At 69.3% G+C, this 17,788-nt stretch carries 15 protein-coding genes and 1 pseudogene; 7 read left to right on the forward strand and 9 right to left on the reverse strand.

The annotated features are described in order from the left end of the window. Window positions 1-15 precede the first annotated feature (15 nt). Entirely contained in the window at window positions 16-555 is a 540-nt protein-coding gene (locus tag ACRWNP_RS24465; RefSeq protein WP_431964800.1) for a GAF domain-containing protein, read from the reverse strand. Between the two features lie 498 nt (window positions 556-1,053). Here ACRWNP_RS24465 and ACRWNP_RS24470 point away from each other — a divergent pair, with 498 nt between their 5' ends. After that, on the forward strand, window positions 1,054-1,344 hold the full coding sequence (locus tag ACRWNP_RS24470) for a hypothetical protein (RefSeq protein ID WP_431964802.1): 291 nt from the start codon (window positions 1,054-1,056) through the stop codon (window positions 1,342-1,344). 133 nt (window positions 1,345-1,477) lie between these two features. On the opposite strand, the pseudogene ACRWNP_RS24475 reads toward ACRWNP_RS24470, so the two are convergent. Beyond that, a pseudogene (locus tag ACRWNP_RS24475) lies at window positions 1,478-2,715 on the reverse strand (IS256 family transposase). Between the two features lie 843 nt (window positions 2,716-3,558). Here ACRWNP_RS24475 and ACRWNP_RS24480 point away from each other — a divergent pair. From ACRWNP_RS24480 to ACRWNP_RS24490, 3 genes are all read left to right on the forward strand, one after another. Further along, on the forward strand, window positions 3,559-4,026 hold the full coding sequence (locus ACRWNP_RS24480) for an Hsp20/alpha crystallin family protein (RefSeq protein WP_431964804.1): 468 nt from the start codon (window positions 3,559-3,561) through the stop codon (window positions 4,024-4,026). Window positions 4,027-4,171: 145 nt separating this feature from the next. Beyond that, window positions 4,172-4,609, forward strand: a complete 438-nt coding sequence (locus ACRWNP_RS24485; protein ID WP_431964806.1) for an archease — start codon at window positions 4,172-4,174, stop codon at window positions 4,607-4,609. Window positions 4,610-4,662: 53 nt separating this feature from the next. Next, window positions 4,663-6,090: an RtcB family protein gene (locus tag ACRWNP_RS24490; RefSeq protein WP_431964808.1), complete on the forward strand. Its 1,428-nt coding sequence runs from the start codon at window positions 4,663-4,665 to the stop codon at window positions 6,088-6,090. A gap of 38 nt (window positions 6,091-6,128) precedes the next feature. Here ACRWNP_RS24490 and ACRWNP_RS24495 read toward each other — a convergent pair whose 3' ends face one another. Then, window positions 6,129-7,064 (reverse strand): ribose-phosphate diphosphokinase, encoded by a 936-nt coding sequence (locus ACRWNP_RS24495; RefSeq protein WP_431964810.1) that lies wholly within the window; start codon window positions 7,062-7,064, stop codon window positions 6,129-6,131. Window positions 7,065-7,207: 143 nt separating this feature from the next. Here ACRWNP_RS24495 and ACRWNP_RS24500 point away from each other — a divergent pair, with 143 nt between their 5' ends. Then, entirely contained in the window at window positions 7,208-7,984 is a 777-nt protein-coding gene (locus ACRWNP_RS24500; RefSeq protein ID WP_431964812.1) for a slipin family protein, read from the forward strand. 398 nt (window positions 7,985-8,382) lie between these two features. Here the strand turns inward: ACRWNP_RS24500 and ACRWNP_RS24505 are convergent, their stop codons facing one another. Continuing rightward, window positions 8,383-9,486 carry a hypothetical protein gene (locus ACRWNP_RS24505; protein WP_431964814.1) on the reverse strand — a complete coding sequence of 368 codons (1,104 nt, stop codon included), beginning with the start codon at window positions 9,484-9,486 and terminating at the stop codon, window positions 8,383-8,385. Window positions 9,487-9,772: 286 nt separating this feature from the next. Here ACRWNP_RS24505 and ACRWNP_RS24510 point away from each other — a divergent pair, with 286 nt between their 5' ends. Beyond that, the gene (locus tag ACRWNP_RS24510; protein ID WP_431964816.1) at window positions 9,773-10,000 is read left to right on the forward strand and encodes a DUF1918 domain-containing protein; all 228 of its coding nucleotides are present in this window, start codon (window positions 9,773-9,775) and stop codon (window positions 9,998-10,000) included. Window positions 10,001-10,494: 494 nt separating this feature from the next. Then, entirely contained in the window at window positions 10,495-11,829 is a 1,335-nt protein-coding gene (locus ACRWNP_RS24515; protein ID WP_431964818.1) for a phosphoribosyltransferase family protein, read from the forward strand. Between the two features lie 105 nt (window positions 11,830-11,934). Here ACRWNP_RS24515 and ACRWNP_RS24520 read toward each other — a convergent pair whose 3' ends face one another. The 5 genes from ACRWNP_RS24520 to ACRWNP_RS24540 all read right to left on the reverse strand — a co-directional run bounded on the left by ACRWNP_RS24520 (window position 11,935) and on the right by ACRWNP_RS24540 (window position 17,724). Next, on the reverse strand, window positions 11,935-12,735 hold the full coding sequence (locus ACRWNP_RS24520) for a sigma 54 modulation/S30EA ribosomal C-terminal domain-containing protein (protein ID WP_431964820.1): 801 nt from the start codon (window positions 12,733-12,735) through the stop codon (window positions 11,935-11,937). A gap of 154 nt (window positions 12,736-12,889) precedes the next feature. Further along, the gene (locus ACRWNP_RS24525) at window positions 12,890-13,549 is read right to left on the reverse strand and encodes a uridine monophosphate kinase (RefSeq protein ID WP_431964822.1); all 660 of its coding nucleotides are present in this window, start codon (window positions 13,547-13,549) and stop codon (window positions 12,890-12,892) included. Between the two features lie 386 nt (window positions 13,550-13,935). Beyond that, complete coding sequence (locus tag ACRWNP_RS24530; RefSeq protein WP_431964824.1) at window positions 13,936-15,981, reverse strand: ATP-binding SpoIIE family protein phosphatase; 2,046 nt, start codon at window positions 15,979-15,981, stop codon at window positions 13,936-13,938. A 559-nt stretch (window positions 15,982-16,540) separates the two neighbouring features. Next, complete coding sequence (locus tag ACRWNP_RS24535) at window positions 16,541-16,753, reverse strand: hypothetical protein (protein ID WP_431964826.1); 213 nt, start codon at window positions 16,751-16,753, stop codon at window positions 16,541-16,543. A 119-nt stretch (window positions 16,754-16,872) separates the two neighbouring features. Beyond that, window positions 16,873-17,724, reverse strand: a complete 852-nt coding sequence (locus tag ACRWNP_RS24540) for a D-alanyl-D-alanine carboxypeptidase family protein (protein ID WP_431964854.1) — start codon at window positions 17,722-17,724, stop codon at window positions 16,873-16,875. Window positions 17,725-17,788: the final 64 nt, after the last annotated feature.

Consider the following 17,788-nt stretch of genomic DNA (forward strand, 5'->3'; position numbering starts at 1 on the left):
CCGCCAGTATTGGGCCTAGGTCGGCGGAGAGGTTCCGCCGGGCGTGCTCGACGACGAGCCGTAGCACCTCCTTCTGTGGCCGGCCCGACAGCAGACTGTTCGTGACCTCTCTGGCAGCGGCTGGCCAGGCCTCCCGAGTCGCCCCTCGGCGAGCAGCCGGGCGTTGTCTATGGCCACCCCGGCCACGACGGCGAGCACGCTGACGGCAGACTCGTCCTCCGCGTCGAACTCCTTCGCCGACCGGTTGTCGGTAAGGTACAGGTTGCCGAAGATCTCGCCCCGCACCCGCACGGGAACCCCCAGGAACGAGTGCATGGGCGGATGGTGCTCGGGGAAGCCGCAGAAATCCGGGTGCTCGGAGATCTCCGCGATCCGTACCGGCGCCGGGTGCCGGATCAGCAGGCCGAGGATCCCGTGGCCCTGCGGCAGCGCGCCGATACGCTCCCGGACCTCGTCAGGGACTCCGACGGGCACGAACTCCGCCAGCCTACGGTCTTCGCCGATCACACCGGGTGCCCCGCACCGGGCATCCACCAGCGCGAGCGTCGCCTCCACGACCTGCCGCCGGACCTGGGTGGGGCAAATCCAGCTCCGGGCCCATGGTCAACATCGCCTCCAGCAGAGTGCGTACCCGATCCTGGGCCCCACGGATCGCGTTGACTCGCAGCTGCACCTCGTCCAGCACCTGATCCAGATGGAGTCTCCACGGCTCATTCCCGTGCGTGCAGCCCGTGCCCACGCCCTCCGCCTCGTCTTTGCTTGACGGTCCAGCTCTTGTTTCCACGGTAGGACTGAGCAGCGCACCGAACCAGACGAGCAGCCCGCCACTGGTCAGGGCGGTCCCGGCTCACCGGCCGCAAAAGATTCCAGGAGTACGTAGACCGCAGGAAGCGGTACCCCACCGTCACCGGTCGGACCGGCCAGTCCTACGAAGGACCGTTCGGCCCCTGTCGTCGCGCACGCCGCACGCGCATCATGACCATACGACCCAGCAGTGCCAAGGCACGGCGCTCCACAGCGGGCCGCGAGGAGGAGATCTGGGAGGTGGTCGCCGTGAGCACGGCTCGCTGGCGCCAATCACGCAAGCGCCCGATATCCGTACTGGACCTGCCGTGCGCAGAGCGCACCGTCGGCGTGGAGGCTGCATTGAAGCTGCCGAGCGTGATGATGCTCGTGATCGAAGACACCTGCGCCCAGATCGCGCGCGAAGACTGGCAGCGTAGTGAACCAACGCGCTGGCACCTCCAAGCTCACCGCTGTTGGCGTTCCGAGGGCCGGCTCCTGCGAGCCAAGGGTGTTCGGTTGAAGGAGTTGGCAGCCCAGTGCCTGGACGCCCCGGACTGACCGATCGAGACGGCTCCTGCCCGAGTTCTGAACGGTCGTTTCAGATCAGGCTCGATTCACAAGCCACAGTTGAGGGAGGTCACGTCCGTTGGAGTGGTGTATCGACGGCCACTCGGTGATCTCTGCTTTGAGGCTATGCGGTGAGTTCGGTGGGCAGGACGGTGTCGTCGTTTCCTGACTCGATCGGGTGGAGGCGGGTCTTGGCGAGGAGGTCGCGGCCCATGTAGCGGCGGGCCTCGGTCCACTTGTCGTTCTGCTCGGCCAGGACCGCGCCGACCAGGCGGATCACGGCCGTGCGGTCGGGGAAGATCCCGACGACGTCGGTGCGGCGCCGGATTTCCTTGTTCGGTCGTTCTTGGGGGTTGTTCGACCAGATCTGCCGCCAGATCTGGCGCGGGAAGGCGGTGAAGGCCAGTAGGTCATGCTGGGCGGCATCCAGATGCTCGGCGGCCTTGGGGAACTTCTTCTCCAGGGCGTCCAGGACCTGCTTCATTTGGGCGTGGACGGCGTCGGCATCGGGCTGTTCGAAGACCGTCCGCAGCAGCGTGGCAACCCACGGCTGGGCCGACTTCAGGACTTGCGAGAGCAGGTTGCGGGCATAGTGCGTGCGGCACGCTGCCACGAGGCGCCGGGTAGCACGGCTCCGACGGCGTCGACGAGGCCTGCGTGGGCGTCGGAGACGACGAGCTGGACCCCGCTCAGGCCGCGGGCGATGAGCGAGCGCAGGAAGGCCAGCCAGCCGGCGCCGTCCTCGGCGGTGGCGACGTCCAGGCCGAGGATCTCGCGGTGTCCGTCGGCGTTGACCCCGACCGCGACCAGGGCGTGGACGTTGATGGTCCGGCCGTCCTCGCGGACCTTCTGGGTCAGGGCGTCGACCCAGACGAGGGCGTATGGGCCGGCGTCCAGTGGCCGGTTGCGGAATGCGGTGGCCTGTTCGTCCAGGCGCTTGGACATTGCGCTGACCCGGGACTTGCTCAGTTGGGTGACGCCGAGGGACTCGGCGAGCTTCTCGACCCGGCAGGTGGACACGCCCAGCAGGTAGGCGGTGGCCACGACCGAGATCAGGGCCTGTTCGGCCCTGCGGCGGCGTTCCAGCAGCCAGTGCGGGAAGTAGCTGCCGCTGCGGAGCTTGGGGATGGCCAGCTCGACGGTGCCGGCCATCGTGTCCCACTCGCGTGGGCGATAGCCGTTGCGATGGTTGACCCGTTCGCCGCTGACCTGCCCGTATTCCGCGTTGCAGAGGGCATCTGCCTCCGCGGACATCAGCGCGTCAGCGAACGTTTTCACCATCGCGCACAGCAGATCGGGACTCGCCGCAGCAAGGTTCTCCTCGGCGAGGGCGTGCAGGGGCAGACTGTCAGGTGCGGTCATCGTGCTGATCTCCTTCGAGGTTCGACACTTCGAAGATCAGCGGGCAGCCGTCTGTCTATGCGGGCACCAACCCAGACACCGGAGCAAACCCCCGCATCAGGTCCAACCCGTTACACCACTTCCAAAAACGCAACCTTGAGGGATAGGGCCCTCCCGGGCGTGACATGCGTTGCGTCCGGGAGGGGGTTCACCGGCCGTTACGTGCATCGCAGCGCCATCCCTGGACCGGATCTGAGGCCTGTGGACAGCGAGGTGATGTCGGCTAACTCCCAGTCAGAGTTGGGCGCTTGGACTACGCAGAAGGCGTCGGCCACGCATCGCACCTGGCCACGGTTGGCACCGGCATACACGCGTCCCGGTGGTCACGGCAACGACGCGGCCCCTCGCACCATGGACCGGAACGGCTCGGACGGCAGACGGACAGTCTGTCAGACCGGCCCAGCATGATGAGTGCACCCGGTGTCTGCCCCAGTCCATGAGACGGCTGATCTCAGCTTCTCACGAAGCCGGTTCGGGCCCACGCCGCCCGAACTGGTAAAGGCCGTGATGGTGTGCGCCGTGCCCGGCTGTTACTCTCGCCGCTCCTGCCGGCCGTCGCCCTGGAGGTTTTCCTGGGCCAGTGGTAGCCGACTTCAGAAGTACGAGGACGGTGCGAGCCCATGGCCTCTGCCATCTCGTCCTGAAAGCACGGCACTCCGCACTCGTCTTCGGCTGCCGAGACGCGCGTTCTCCTCTCACTTCCCCACCCTGGCGGTGCGAGTCGCAGACCGGGCAGCCAGCGCCCATGATGGAGAGGAGGGAGCCGCATGGCTTTTGGACTTTGCATCCGCGGAGGTGAGCCACATGACTCTGCCCGTACGACACAGGCCTGGCAGCCTGCCGGAGCGGGCCTACCCCTGGAATGAGCCGATCGCCGCCGAGTTCGATCAATTCTTCGAACGGATGCACCGGTTCCTGGAGTCCGCCGCACCGTCCTGGGCCGAGCCCATGGCCTGGGCACCGCTGGCCGACCTGAGCGAGACCGACGAGGCGTACAAGGTCGAGTGCGAACTGCCGGGCATCAAGAGCGAGGACATCGACGTCGAGGTAAGTGGACGAGAGCTCCACGTCACCGGGGAGCTGAAGGAACGCGAGCGCGAAGGTGTCCTGCGCCGCGCCACTCGCCGCACCGGACGATTCGAGTACCGGGCGCTGCTGCCCACCGAGGTGAAGGCCGAGGACGTTCACGCCACTCTCGCCGACGGCGTCCTCACCATCACCGTCCCCAAGACTCAGGCAGCCAAGCCCCACCACATCGAGATCGAGGGCTGAACCACCATTCCCACAGGGGCACGATCGACGGGTGCGGACGACTGCCCCCTCGCTCCGCACCCGAGTGACCACGTGAAGTCACCAGAGGAAGGTGGCACGAGATGATGCGACCTCTGCCGCGCTTGGGACAAGGTGTCCAGGCGTCGTGACCGAGGTCGGGTCCGGACAGTCGCCGCGCGGTCATCGCAGTGTTCCGCACACCGGTGATCTGTGTATCGAGGCGTGGGCACCAACGCGCGAGGAGTGCATCGCCGAAGCGGCGCGGGGCATGCTCGGCAGCTTCGCCGACGTGCCTCCGGATGTCTCCTGGGTTGCCCGGGAGTGCGCGGTGCCGGCCGACGACGACGGCCGGCTCCTGGCCGCTGTACTCGAGGAAATCATCTACCGCATGGACGCTGCGGACGAGCTGCCTGTGGACGTCGCAGTGACACCGGAGCCGGGAGGGGTACGCGTGAGCTTCAGGATGACCGACAGCTCGACGGCGACGCAGACCGGGGCCGTGCCCAAGGCCGTCGCACTGCACGGGCTGCGGCTGGCCCGGGACGCGCACGGGTGGGCCTGCCGGGTGACGCTGGACGTGTGATGCCTGCCCCGGCGTCCGGCGCCGGCACGGCTGGCCGAGGAGGCCGAACCGACATGGACATCCGGCTGGTGGCCGAAGGACCCTGGCGGTTTCGTATCGAACCGACCGGCGCCATGCGCGTACCCGGAATCGTCCTGGCCCCATGGGAGTTGCTGCCGGACGAGCCGGGTGACCAGGCTCTTCAGCAGGTGGCCAACGTGGCCACGCTCCCGGGCATCGTCCGTGCCTCGTACGCCATGCCCGACATCCACTGGGGATACGGCTTCCCGATCGGCGGCGTGGCCGCGACCGACATCGCCCACGGCGGGGTCATCTCGCCCGGAGGGGTGGGCTTCGACATCTCCTGCGGGGTGCGGCTGCTCACCGCGCACGTGGACCGCGCCGCCCTGCTGCCGAAGCTGCCCGTACTGATGGACCGGCTGGACACACTGATACCGCGCGGGCTCGGTCGCGGCGGTCTGTGGTACCTGGCGGACCGGACGCAACTGCACGAGATCCTGCGCGGCGGCGCCCGCTACGCGGTCGAGCAGGGCCACGGGGTGCCGCGCGACCTGGACCGGTGCGAGGACTGCGGAGCCGTCGGCAACGCCGACGTCACCCAGGTCGGCGAACGCGCGCTGGAGCGCGGCGCCGGGCAGGTCGGCAGCCTGGGGTCGGCCAACCACTTCCTGGAGGTCCAGGCGGTCGACGCAATCTACGACGAGACCTGCGCGCAGGCGTTCGGCCTGCACCCCGACCTGGTGTGCGTCATGATCCACTGTGGATCGCGGGGGCTGGGCCACCAGATCTGCTCCGACCACGTGCGGGCCATGGACAGCGTGATGCGGCGTTACGGCATCGACGTACCCGACCCGCAACTCGCCTGTGCACCCGTCTACTCGCCCGAGGGCCGCGCCTACCTGGGCGCGATGGCCGCCGCCGCGAACTTCGCACGCGCCAACCGCCAGCTGCTCGCTGATGCCGCCCGCAGTGTCTTCCGCGAGGCCACCGGCACGGGCCTGGACCTGCTCTACGACGTCTCGCACAACCTCGCCAAACTGGAACGCCATATCGACGACCGAGCCGCCCGGCCGCTGCTGTGCGTCCACCGCAAGGGCGCCACCCGTGCCCTGCCGCCGGGCCACCCCGACCTGCCAGATCCGCTCCGCCCCTTCGGCCAGCCAGTGTTCGTGCCTGGCACGATGGGCACCGCCTCCTACGTCATGACCGGCAGCACCGGCAACCGCGCGTTCGACTCCTGCTGCCACGGCGCGGGCCGTGTCTGGAGCCGACACCGAGCGCACCGCGAAATGTCCTCCCGACAGCTGCGCCAGGAACTGGCCGGTGCGGGGGTCGCGGTGCGCCCCGCCTCCTGGCGCAGCGTGACCGAGGAGGCGCCCGAGGCGTACAAGGACGTCGACGCCGTGGTCCGGGCAAGCGAACACAACGACCTGGGCCGCCTTGTCGCCCGTCTGGTGCCGCTGGGCGTCCTCAAAGGCTAGAACGGGCTGGAACCGACCCGAACCGGCCCCGCGCACACTCAGGCGCGCGTCAGCAGGGTGTCCAGGGGCTCGCTGTTGTGCAGGCGGTTGATGGCGTCGGCGAGCAATGGGGCCACCGACCGTATCTGGAGCGAAAGTCCTCGCAGTTGTTCGGCAGCGAGGGTGTCGGTGATGAGCAGGCGCCGGATGGCAGGGTGCCCCAGTCTGTCCTGCACGGGTCCCACCAGGAGGCCGTGGGTTGCAGCCACGGTGATGTCGGGAGCGGCCCCGCGGTCGAGCAGGACCTGCACGGCCGCCTCGACCGTTCCGCCCGTGCTGATCATGTCGTCCACGACAACCGCGGGTCGTCCGACGACGTCACCGACCAGTTCCTCGGCTTGCACACTCGTGCCTGACACGCGGGTCTTGCGCACCACGACGACCGGTCGCCGCAAGCGTCCGGCATAGTGCTCGGCCAGCTTGACCGCTCCCAGATCCGGTGACACCACCACAGCGGTATCGGGGATCTCCCGTGCGAGTGCCTCGGCGATCACCGGCACCGCCGTCAGCATGTCCACCGGGATCCCGCACATCGCCTCTAGCGCGGTCGTGTGCGGGTCGACGACAAGCAGCCGGTGCGCACCGGCCGTCGCCAAGGCCTCGGCGACCACCCGTGCCCCCACGGGCTGCCCCTCCCGGGTACGGCGGTCCTGCCGGGCGTAGCCGAAGTAGGGCACCACTGCGGTGATCCGGTCCGCACCGCCCCTGCGGCACGCGTCGAGGAGCAGGAACAGCTCGATCAAGTGCTCGCTCACGTGAGGCCCGGTCGGCTGGACCACGTACACGTCGCCGCCGCGCACATGCCCGACGACGGGCCGTACCTCTCCGTCGGGGAAGCGCGCCGACTCACACTCCACCGGCACGGTGCCCAGGGCTGTCGCGATGGCGTCGGCCAGTGCCCTGTGAGCCGTACCCGCCACAACACGAACGCCCATCGTGATCCTCCCGAACCGACCGGCCGACCTGCCCGACCTGGCCGACCGAGATCAGCCGACGCGGATGTTGGCCGACCAGACCGCCCCGTCGCGAATCTCCCAGCTTCCATGCTCCAAGACCTTCAGGAGCCTCGCCACAGGTCATGGCCGTATCGCGTGCGTCGTACACGTTCGTATTCCGATTCGGCAAACTGCACAACGTCCGGGACCCGGGCATCCGGTTCATGATCCCCCTGGTGGACCGGATGTGGAAGGTGACCCTGCGGACGGTCACCATGCCGATCCCGTCCCAGCAGGTCATCACCCGGGACAACGTCTCCATCGGCGTGGCCGCGGTCGCCTACTTCCGCCGCGTCGACCCGGTGAAGTCGATCGTCGAGATCGAGGACGTGTCGTCCGCGGTCAGCCAGATCGCCCAGACCACCGTCCGCAACGTCGTCGGACGCTCCCTGCTCGACCAGGTCCTCACCGACACCGAGACCCTCAACACGCAGATCAAGGACATCCTCGACGGCCTCACCCAACAATGGGGCATCTACGTCCTGCTGGTGGAACTGAAGGACATCGAGCTGCCGGCCGGCATGCAGCGGGCCATGGCGCGCCAGGCCGAGGCCGAGCGCGAGAAGCGCGCCAAGATCATCGCGGCGGAGGGAGAGGCCCTGAGCGCCGACCGCCTCGCCGAGGCCGCCGACGTGATCAGCGACCACCCGATCGCCCTGCAACTGCGCAATCTGCAGATCCTCGCCGAGATCGCCGCGGAGAAGAACTCCACCATCGTCTTCCCCGCCCAGTTCCTCGAAAGCGCCCGGGCCCTGACCCGGTTCGTCGAAGAGGAAGCCGGCCGGAGCGCCGCGGCGTCTCCACCGGGACTGCGGACACGCAGGGAACCGATGGGAACGGGCAGCTCCGTCCCGGTCTGAGCCGGGCGGGCCCCAAAGCACCAGGAAGCGGAGCTGCCTGAAGACAGAGACCCCACATTTACGAAAGAAGGCTGAAGGCGCCATGACATCATGGACGACGACAGGCGTGTTCATACCGACGAGGCTGGAATCGTGACCGGGGACCTAACCGTGCACACGACTTGGGATGGCAGGCAGGCCGTTGTCAAGGTCCAGTACAGCGGCACCTCCCAGTGGTTCACGCTGACCGGAAGCCCGGTGTTCTGTCCCTCTCAGCAGGACAGCTGAAACCTGCACCAAGCTGTGGTGGAAGCGGTTCGGGCCGGCGGCGGCACCCCCGTTCCACGGCACGACCAGCTGTGAGTACGCCCTTGAGCACCGGCCGGAACCGACGTAGAACCGCATTCCGGCATGCCTGCTCACTCGCGGGATGCGGGGTCGGCGTAGCGCAGCAGTACACCCACGCCCTCGCTCAACCGCAGCTCCTGCTCGGGCACCACGACCAGTTCGGCCCCCGTGCCGACTAGGGCACGGGCCAGGGCCGTGTCGGCCCGTTCCTCGCTGATCTCCCGTACCCCGTAGGAGCGCAGTTCCTGTTCGGCTAGGGCGAGCTGGCCGGGCTCCGGGCCGACCCACAGGCGGAACGGCGACTCGGGGTGGTCGTTGAGGAAGAGGGCCTTCACCCTGCCGCGTTGCAGCGCCGACACGGCGGACGCCAGGCCTTCCGCGAACGCTCCCTCGCGGGCCCGCTCGGTGAGAAAGGCGTCCAGCAGTGCTCGGTCGTGCGCGGCCATACGCCCCGTAAAGAGGCTTTCCAGCCGCTGCTCCAGCAATGCCCGCCCCGGCTCGGGCTCGTCGGCGCCCTCCACGGTGGTGACCTGCCCGCGCAGGGAGGCGGGAAGCCGGTTGACGAGGATGCCGCGGGCCCAGACGTCTCCGGCGACGACCACCGTCTCGACGTCGAGGCGCCGTGCGTGACCTTCCAGCTCCCGGCCCACCTCGCCGGCAGCGCGGGGCCAGTCGGCCACCGGGATCTCCTCGTCCAGCCGGTGACCCGGCGTGACCTTGGTCAGCGGCCAGATGCCCGCCTCGGCCTCGATCCGTACAGTGCCGGTGGCGTCCGTCGAGTGACGGCCGCCGTAATGCACGTGCACCGCCAGGTACGGGATCCCGGGCGCGTGCTGGACGATCAGCGGCATGGTGTCCGGCAGCGTTCCGAAGTGCGCGGTGTCCCGTGCGGGCGGTGCGGGCAACTCGTCCAGCAGGGCCACGTGTCCGTGGGCGGTGAACACGGCCTGACCGTGGGTGCCGGGAACGTCCGCGTCGCTGCCCACGGTGCCCGCCACCGCGGTGACGGAGTCCCGGTCCGCTCCCTCGGACATCAGCGCGTCCCGCAGGTGCCGCCAGCGCAGTTGTATGGCGGCGTCGGGATCCTCGATGGCGGAGTCGCGGGACGTGTCCAGGTAGACAGACGCGAAAGGACCGGACTGCTTGTAGAGCGGTTCCAGGAAGGAAAGTTTCATGGCCACTCCCGAGTGGGCTGTCGGCGCCACGTGCCACCACTCACCCGGGATGCCGCCGTATCAAGACACGTTCGGGGTGGCGTGCCGCGGCATTTCCAACTCCAGGATGCGCCTGCCTCACGAACCGTGCCGCTCGCCGCATGAGCCGTGGGGCGTCGGGCACCGGCCTGGCCACGGGCCCGATGGCCAGCCGGAGGTGCCCGAGCTGCCCCTTCTGCGCCAAGCACCTCCCCGAGGCATCCTGAACGAAGACAGGGAACGATGGCAGGGAGCGAGGTGAGCCACCATGAAGGCGCACGAAGGTGACGTGCTGCGGTTCACCAGCAGGGCCGTGGGATCCCCCGAACACCACGCCACCGTCTTGAAAGTGCTCGGCCAGAACGGCGAACCGCCCTATCGGGTGCGCTACGAAGACGGTCACGAGACAGAGATCTTTCCCGGCCCAGGATGCGTGATCGAAACCCGTCCGGCACACGACGCTTCGTTCGGACAACTACACCGGGACAGGCGGTGACCGGACTCGCCGAAGGCGGGACCGAGCCCGTGCGGCCCATGTGCGGCGCCGAGCTGCCGCTGCGTCGGGCGGCGCGAGGCGGAGCCACGACACGATCGAGCACCCGCGACTGCGAGAACGGGTACGGGTCGTCGCTGGAGCCCAAGCCGGGCTGGAAACGCGTCGACACGATACGTGTACGCTGTCCGTTTGTTTGACACGGGCGGTCCGGCCCGCTGCCCCGGCAGGCCAGGCGTTCTGTGGTGGACTGGCCCTTCTGAGTGGCGGCCTTGACCCCGCAGGTGTGAAGTGCCTGGTGCGTCAGTGTGCAGCACCGCATGCCTGAGCACGCCGGCACGGTGCGACAACGAAAGTTGTTAACGGATCAACTGACCGAGGAGCGTGCCCCGCAGCGGCGCGCGACCGTTCCTCGCCGGGGTGAGGATGGAGGTGCAGGGCACATCGCGCTGCTCGCCATACTCCGCCGTGTTCCGCCGGGGCAAGGAGGCCGGATCATGTATTTCCTGGATCGTCGGGATGCCGGCCGGCAGCTGGCCGCCCGGCTGAGGCACCTCAAAGGTTCCGGCGTCGTGGTGCTGGGGCTGCCCCGGGGAGGGGTTCCGGTCGCTGCTGAGGTCGCCCAGGCCCTGGGGGCGCCGCTGGACGTCTGCCTGGTACGCAAACTCGGCGTGCCGTTCCAGCCGGAGCTGGGCATGGGCGCCATCGGCGAAGGCGGCGTCCGGGTGATCAACGACGAGGTGGTCCGCACCACCCGTGTGACCTCCGATGAGCTGGCCGAGGTCGAAGCGCGTGAGCGGGAGGTGCTGGAGAGCCGTGCCCGACGCTACCGAGGCGGCCGGGAGCCGCTCGGGCTCGAAGGCCGCACGGTGCTGGTGGTGGATGACGGGGTGGCCACGGGGTCGACGGCGCGCGCGGCCTGCCGGATCGCCCGCGGCCGCGGGGCCGCCCGGGTCGTGCTCGCGGTTCCCGTGGCACCGCATGACTGGACCGCGCGGCTGGGCGCGGACGCCGACGACCTGGTGTGCCTGCACACTCCCTGGGACTTCTACGCCATCGGGCAGTTCTACGCCGACTTCTCCCAGACCGACGACGACGAGGTCGTCGCCTGCCTGGAGGAGGCTTTCGCCCGCCCGATGAGCACCCACCGGGCTCCGCCGGGGCATGCCCTGCCCGAGGACCGGGAAGCAGATGTGCGCGCGGGGCCGCTGGTACTGCGGGGACAGCTCACGGTCCCCGAGGGCGCGCTCGGGATCGTGGTGTTCGCGCACGGCAGCGGCAGCAGCCGCCACAGCCCGCGCAACCGGTTCGTCGCGGCCGGCCTGAACCGGGCCGGGCTGGGCACCCTGCTGTTCGACCTCCTCACCGAGGCGGAGGAGATGGATCGAGCCAACGTGTTCGACACGGACCTGCTCGCCCGTCGGCTCACGGACGCCACCGGCTGGCTGCGCGAGCAGCCCGAGGCCCGGGAACTGGCCATCGGATACTTCGGCGCGAGCACCGGCGCGGCCGCCGCGCTATGGGCAGCCGCCGAGCCCGGCGCCCGGATCGCCGCAGTCGTCTCCCGCGGTGGCAGGCCCGATCTCGCGGGACCGCGGCTGCCGGAGGTGACGGCGCCCACGCTGCTGATCGTCGGAGGCCACGACGAGTTGGTGCTCGGTCTGAACCGCGACGCTCAGGCCCGGCTGCGCTGCGAGAACAAGCTCGCGGTCGTCCCCGGCGCCACCCACCTCTTCGAGGAACCCGGCACCCTGGAGCAGGTCACCCGCCTCGCTCGCGACTGGTTCACCGACCACATGGCCCCGGCCGCCCACACAGTCGCCCGATTCTGAGCGCGGGAGGCGGCCACGAACCGCTTCCGAGTGTTCGAGGACCACACCTCTGTCTCTGCTCGGCCGAGCTTCCGCATGGGCACGGCGGTTCCATGCGACGGACCACTATTCGACGGGAGAGATCAACCCGTAATGGCCGTCGTAGCGGTGATACAGGACGTTTCCCCGCCCGGTGGTGGCGTCGGCGAAGAACACGAACGGGAAGCCAGCGAGATCCAGCCGCTGTTTCGCCTCGGCCACGCTCATCCGGGGAGCGGGAAGCTCGCTCACGGTCAGCGGCGCGGCCGCGGGACCGGCCGGCTGTGGATGTGGGTGCACCTGGGCGAGACGGTAGCCCGTCGGGCCCGCCCGGTACAGGACGCTGTCCTCTCCGGTACCCATGTCGGCGAAAAGGTGGAAATCGTAGTCCATCGATTCCAGTTCAAAGGCCGCCTCGTCGGGCGACTCCCAGGCCAGCGAGTAGGACTTGTGCCGTACGACCTGCCGCTCCTCGGCCGGGCGCGGGAAGTAGTCGGGACGGTGGGTCGGCTCACTGCCGTGCCGCCACTCGTGCGGGCCCGGTACCGGCGTCTTGCCTCGCCGGGCCTCCCAGTGCTCCTCCAGCCGCTCCAGCCGCACGGCCAACCGGTCCTGCAACCGGTCGACGGCCTCGTTCACCGCCGTGGCCGCGACGTGCGCGCGGACCGGACGACCGTTGACGTCCAGGTTGGCCTGGGCGATCGCCGGCTGCTCCATGGCGGGGTTGGCCATGTGGGTCAGTTTCACGCGGGCGTACAGAACCGGTTCCCGTGTCCGGCCGGTGAGTGCCCGTACCTTCTCCTGCGCGTACTCGACGGCTCCCGGCGGCATCTGCCCCTGGGTCTCCACTTGGATCTCGGGAGCCTGCTGTGGTGCCGATCGCTTCATGGCAGCCTCCTTGCGCGATATGTGCCCCTCTCCACACTTGCGCTCATCGGGCCTGTCCGCACGGCCGGCGTGGCCGTCCCCGGTCGGTCAGCCTCCTTGCCCCTGAGCGGACATTGCGGAACGGCCCGGCAGCGGCGGGCTCGCGAGCCCGTTTTCAAGAGAAACCGGCCGGGCCCCGCCGGACGTCAGGCAGCGGCGATCCGGGGGCCGAATGTCGCGCCCTTCGCAGATCGCCGGCATGGCGCCCGCTGCCGCGACGTCGAAGACGTGCATGACCAGGTTCTGTTCCTCGGCCAGCACGAAAGCGGCGGTGTCCATCCCCTTCACCCTTCCGCTCGATCGCCTCCCGGTAGGTGAGGTGCGCGTACCGTTTCGCGTCCGGATGCGTCTTCGGATCGCTGTCATAGACGCCGTCGACGCCGCGCTTGGCCCCCAGCAGCGCATCGGCGGACAGTTCCAGGGCCCGCTGCACCGCGGCGTAGTCGGCGGTCACAAAGGGCTGCCCGGTGCCACCGGCCAGCAGCACGATCCGGCCGCGGCGCAGCTGCCGGTCCGCCCGCAGCCGGATGAACGGTTCGGCGATGCTCTGCATGGCTACGGCGGTCATCACTCCTACGTCGGGCTCACCCCGCGCGGTCAGGGCGCCCCGCAGCATCAGAGCGTTCATCACTGTGCCGAGCATGCCGATCTCGTCCGCCTCGCCCCTCCCGAGTCCCCAGCTTCCGGCCAGCGTTCCCCGGAAGTAGTTGCCCCCGCCGACGACCACGGCGATCTGCACACCCAGGTCGTGCACCGAGGCGACCTCGTCCGCCATCTGCCCCAGTCAGACCGGATCGGTGCCTGCTGCGGCCGGCCCGGCGAACGCCGCGCCGCTGAGCTTAGGACCCCGCCGAGGCCGCGACCCTTGCATACCGGCCCACGGCCCTCGCTCCCTTCCGCCTCCCGAGACCTCAGCACGTGCGACCCGGACCCCGCGTGGGCCGTGTGGAATCGCCCCGTCCCTGGAGACAGGTACAAGCCCAGGGTCGGATGGCTACCGCGTCGACGCACCTCACGCGTCGCGACGAAGACCCCTGTGGCCTCGACGCACGGCCTCGCGGTGGTGTGTGGTCGTGCGGCTGCCAACCGGCTCGGCCCGCCCTAGACGCCCCTAGACCTCCCCTGGACCACACCGCTGGGGGTCTCGTGCGCGTAGCGGCCTCAGGCTCGTTGCGGCGTCAATGCGGGAAGGGCGATCTCGGCCCAGATGGTCTTGCCGTCATACCGCTGCCTCGTGCCCCAGCGCTCGGCGATCTGCGCCACGATGAACAGCCCCCGCCCGCCCTCGTCGAGCATGCGGGCGCGACGCAGGTGGGGAGCGGTGTTGCTGGCGTCGGACACCTCGCAGATCAGGGTGTCCTCACGGATGAGCCGCAGTTGTACCGGACCCGAGCCGTGACGGATGGCATTGGTGACCAGCTCACTGATGACCAGTTCCGTGGTGAACGCCAGTTCCTCCAGGTCCCAGCCCTCCAGTAGGGACGAGGCGAGGTCCCGGGCGTGGGCGACCTCGGTGAGGTCCTCGGAGAGGTTCCACGCCGCGGCGTGCGTGCGGTCGAGCTCCCGGGTGCGGGCGACGACGAGGGCGACGTCGTCCCGGGACGCTTCGCCGGCCACCGTGCGCAGGACGTGGTCGCACATGTCCTCCAGGGAGGAAAGCGGTTCGGCGAGCGCCTTCTGGAGATTCTCGAGTCCTTCGTCGAGGCTGTGGCCGGGGGACTCGATGAGGCCGTCGGTGTACAACGCGAGCCGCGTGCCGGCCGGCAGTTCCACTTCCGCCGTCTCGAAGGGAAGTCCACCCACTCCCAAGGGAGGACCGGCGGGGATGTCGAGGTATTCGACGCCCGATCCGGGACGCATGACGGCGGGCGGCGGGTGGCCGGCCCGGGCGGCCGTGCAGCAGCGTGAGACCGGGTCGTAGATCATGTACAGACAGGTCGCCACGATCTCGTCGGCGACCGGTCCGGCATCATGGCTCGCCCTCGTGGCATCGCCGGCGTCCGGGTGCCGGGTGATGACGTCATCGAGGTGGGTGAGCAGTTCGTCGGGGGGCAGGTCGATGTCGGCGAGTGTCCGTACGGCGGCACGCAGCCGCCCCATCGTCGCCGAGGCGTGCACCCCGTGGCCGACCACGTCACCGACCACCAGGGCGACGCGTGCGCCCGAGAGCGGGATCACGTCGTACCAGTCACCGCCCACTCCTGCGAAAAGGCCCGCGGGCAGGTAGCGCGTGGCCGCCTCCACCGCCGGTTGCCTCGGCGTCGTCGGAGGCAGGAGGCTCCGCTGCAACGCCAGGGAGGTGTTGCGCTCACGGGTGTAGCGGCGGGCGTTGTCCACGCACACCGCGGCGCGCGCTCCGATCTCCTGCGCCAGGAGCAAATCGTCGGCGTCGAAGGGGTCCCTGGCCGGGGAACGCGTGAACAGTGCCGCACCCAGGGTCACCCCCCTGGCGCGAAGGGGAATGGCCAGCGCCGAGTGCACGCCGCTCGTACCGGCGTCGCCGGCATCGGCGGGCGAGGGGGCGGCGCCCCTGATGTTCAGCATGATCGGCCTGCCGGTGAAGAGCCCAAGAGTCGGTTGCGCCCCTTCCCGGTAGACGACGGTCTCACCCGGCCCCATGCCCTCCCGGGGTGCCGACGAGCCCGCCTCGGCGGTGCGGCGCAGCCTGAGATCGCCGGTACCGGGGCGCAAGGAGGGTTCGTCACCCCGCAGGACGCTCTCGAAGAGATCAACAGTGGCGTGGTCCGCGAAGCGGTGCACGGCGACCTCGGCCAGCTCCTCGGCGGTTCGAGCCGCGTCGAGAGTACTTCCGACGCGGCTGCTGGCCTCGCTGAGGAGCGAAAGCCGCTCGCGGGCGATCATGAGCCGGCTGAACCGCCTCTCGCCCGCGATACGGATTCGGCAGACGGCCAGGCTGATACCCAAAGCCAACGCCAATGCCGAGATGATCGTGATCTGGTTGGTGCGCCCCATGCCGTGGAGGAGGACTCCGTAGAGCGCGACGGCAGCAACCAGGTTGAACAATCCGACGATCATGGTCTGCCGTACCGACAGCAGGGCACTGGCCACGACCGGGATCAGGACGGCGTACTCCGCCATGCCCATGACGTGAACGTCCGCAGCGGCCAGCGCCAACCGCACCCCCGAGACCAGCACAACGCTGAGGAGCAGGAAAACGAAACTCTTGCCCGGTCGGCCTGGATGCACGCAGCACACCTCCAAAACCGGGAGCGGCACTTGCGGCAACCCTCGTCATCGGTTCCCCTGGCAGGCGACTCACCCCAAGACGAATTGTCCCATTGCCAGCCTGACCAGTGGTAACGAAACCGCCCGCCACAGATGACGCGATGCCGCAGCGACGCGGCCGTACACCCTTTCGCCCTCGGTACGAACCGACTGAGGGAAGGTGGAAAGCGAATGCCGGCCGGCATTCGCCTCACCATGGTTCGCACGGGACACCCCGGGCCGCGCGGGGGCCGCCTCGTCGAGGGCGCGCCGACCCGTCGTCCTTGGCCCTGGCCGTGGGAACGACGGCCGGCCTTGTGGCGCCGCCGATTCCCGTCCCGCAGGCTTTGCGGGGCGCCGAGGGGCAGGGGCGAACGGGTGAGCCGCCTCCGGAGCCACCGATCGAGTGACGGCTTACGGTCGAGTCCGCGGATCGCGCTTCCGCTCCCGGACCCGGAGGTCGACCGCGGCCAGGATCGCGGCCGCCTCGGTGATCAGGCGTCGTTCGCCTGCGCGTGCCGGCGGTTCCCCGGGGACCGGGTCAGACGTCCGTGCGCGCCACCGGCCGGCACACCCCGGACCCGTGCCGGCTCCGCGGCCGCACGGTCTCCGGGAGGTCGGGGGCGGCCTGCCAGGCGTCCCCGGACGGCGCGGCGGTGCGCTTCGCCCCGGCCGGGGCCGAGCCGGTCTGGAGGGGTACGCCGCCGCGGAGAGCCTCGGACTGGAGGCCGCCGGCCCGTTCGCCCAGCGTCACGGTGACGGGCGCGCCTCGAGGGTGGCCCCGACGGGGTCCCGAGTCACGGCCACACGACGAAGGGTGTGCTCACGACCGCGCGGTCGTGAGCACACCCTTCACATGGTGCGTGCGCTGGCCTACTTCTTGAACCCGTAGTTCATCAGCTTCGTCGCGTCCGTCGCACGGCTGGTCGCCGAAGAGGATGCGAGGACGGTGCCGATGACCGTCTTGCCGTTCCGCGTCGCGGCGAAGACCAGGCAGTACTTGGAGACCGAGCCGGAGCCGGTCTTGACCCCGATGGTCCCGGAGTAGCTCTTGAGCAGCGTGTTGGTGTTGGTCCACGACATGTAGCGGTAGCCACCGCTCTTCGTGGTCACCTTCTGCTTGGTCGACTTCGTCTTCACGACCGTACGGAAGGTGGAGTACTTCATCGCGCTGCTGGCGAGCTTGGTCAGGTCGCGGGGGGTCGAGTAGTTCGCCCCGTTCCCGATGCCGTCGAACGAGTCGAAGTGGGTGTTCTTCAGACCCAGGGTCTTGGCCGTCGAGTTCATCTTGCCGATGAACGACTTGACCCGTGCGGCCCGCGTGGAGCCGGTGCCGAACTTGTCGGCGAGGGCGTAGGCCGCGTCGCAGCCGGACGGAAGCATCAATCCGTACAGCAGCTGACGGACGGTCACCTTGTCGCCGACGATCAGGCGCGCCGAGGAGGCGCCCTTGGAGACGATGTAGTCGCTGTACGCCTTCTGGATCGTCACCTTGGCGTCAAGGTTCAGATTCGGCTGGGCGAGCACGACGCGAGCCGTCATGATCTTGGTGGTGGAGCCGGTGGAGCGACGGGTGTCGGCGGCCTTGGAGTAGAGGGCCTTGCCGGTCCCGTTGTTCATCACGAAACCGCCCTTGGCGGTGATCGTGGGCACCGCGAGCGTCGCGGCGTGGGCCGGCGCGGTGAGCGCCCCGGCGGACAACACCGCTCCCAGGGTGACGCTCACCGCGGACACGCGGGATGTGATTTTTATACCGTTTCTCAAAGTGAGTACCCCAAATGTTCCTATG

Origin of the sequence: Actinacidiphila sp. bgisy160, from assembly GCF_965342435.1 — a bacterium.
GTDB lineage: Bacteria > Actinomycetota > Actinomycetes > Streptomycetales > Streptomycetaceae > Actinacidiphila.

Excerpts from the sequence above, each read along its gene's own strand:
- ACRWNP_RS24480 (WP_431964804.1), top strand. The coding sequence starts at position 3,559 with ATGACTCTGCCCGTACGACACAGGCCTGGCAGCCTGCCGGAGCGGGCC.
- ACRWNP_RS24490 (WP_431964808.1), top strand. The coding sequence starts at position 4,663 with ATGGACATCCGGCTGGTGGCCGAAGGACCCTGGCGGTTTCGTATCGAA.
- ACRWNP_RS24495 (WP_431964810.1), bottom strand. The coding sequence starts at position 7,064 with ATGGGCGTTCGTGTTGTGGCGGGTACGGCTCACAGGGCACTGGCCGAC.
- ACRWNP_RS24500 (WP_431964812.1), top strand. The coding sequence starts at position 7,208 with ATGGCCGTATCGCGTGCGTCGTACACGTTCGTATTCCGATTCGGCAAA.
- ACRWNP_RS24505 (WP_431964814.1), bottom strand. The coding sequence starts at position 9,486 with ATGAAACTTTCCTTCCTGGAACCGCTCTACAAGCAGTCCGGTCCTTTC.
- ACRWNP_RS24510 (WP_431964816.1), top strand. The coding sequence starts at position 9,773 with ATGAAGGCGCACGAAGGTGACGTGCTGCGGTTCACCAGCAGGGCCGTG.
- ACRWNP_RS24515 (WP_431964818.1), top strand. The coding sequence starts at position 10,495 with ATGTATTTCCTGGATCGTCGGGATGCCGGCCGGCAGCTGGCCGCCCGG.
- ACRWNP_RS24520 (WP_431964820.1), bottom strand. The coding sequence starts at position 12,735 with ATGAAGCGATCGGCACCACAGCAGGCTCCCGAGATCCAAGTGGAGACC.
- ACRWNP_RS24525 (WP_431964822.1), bottom strand. The coding sequence starts at position 13,549 with ATGGCGGACGAGGTCGCCTCGGTGCACGACCTGGGTGTGCAGATCGCC.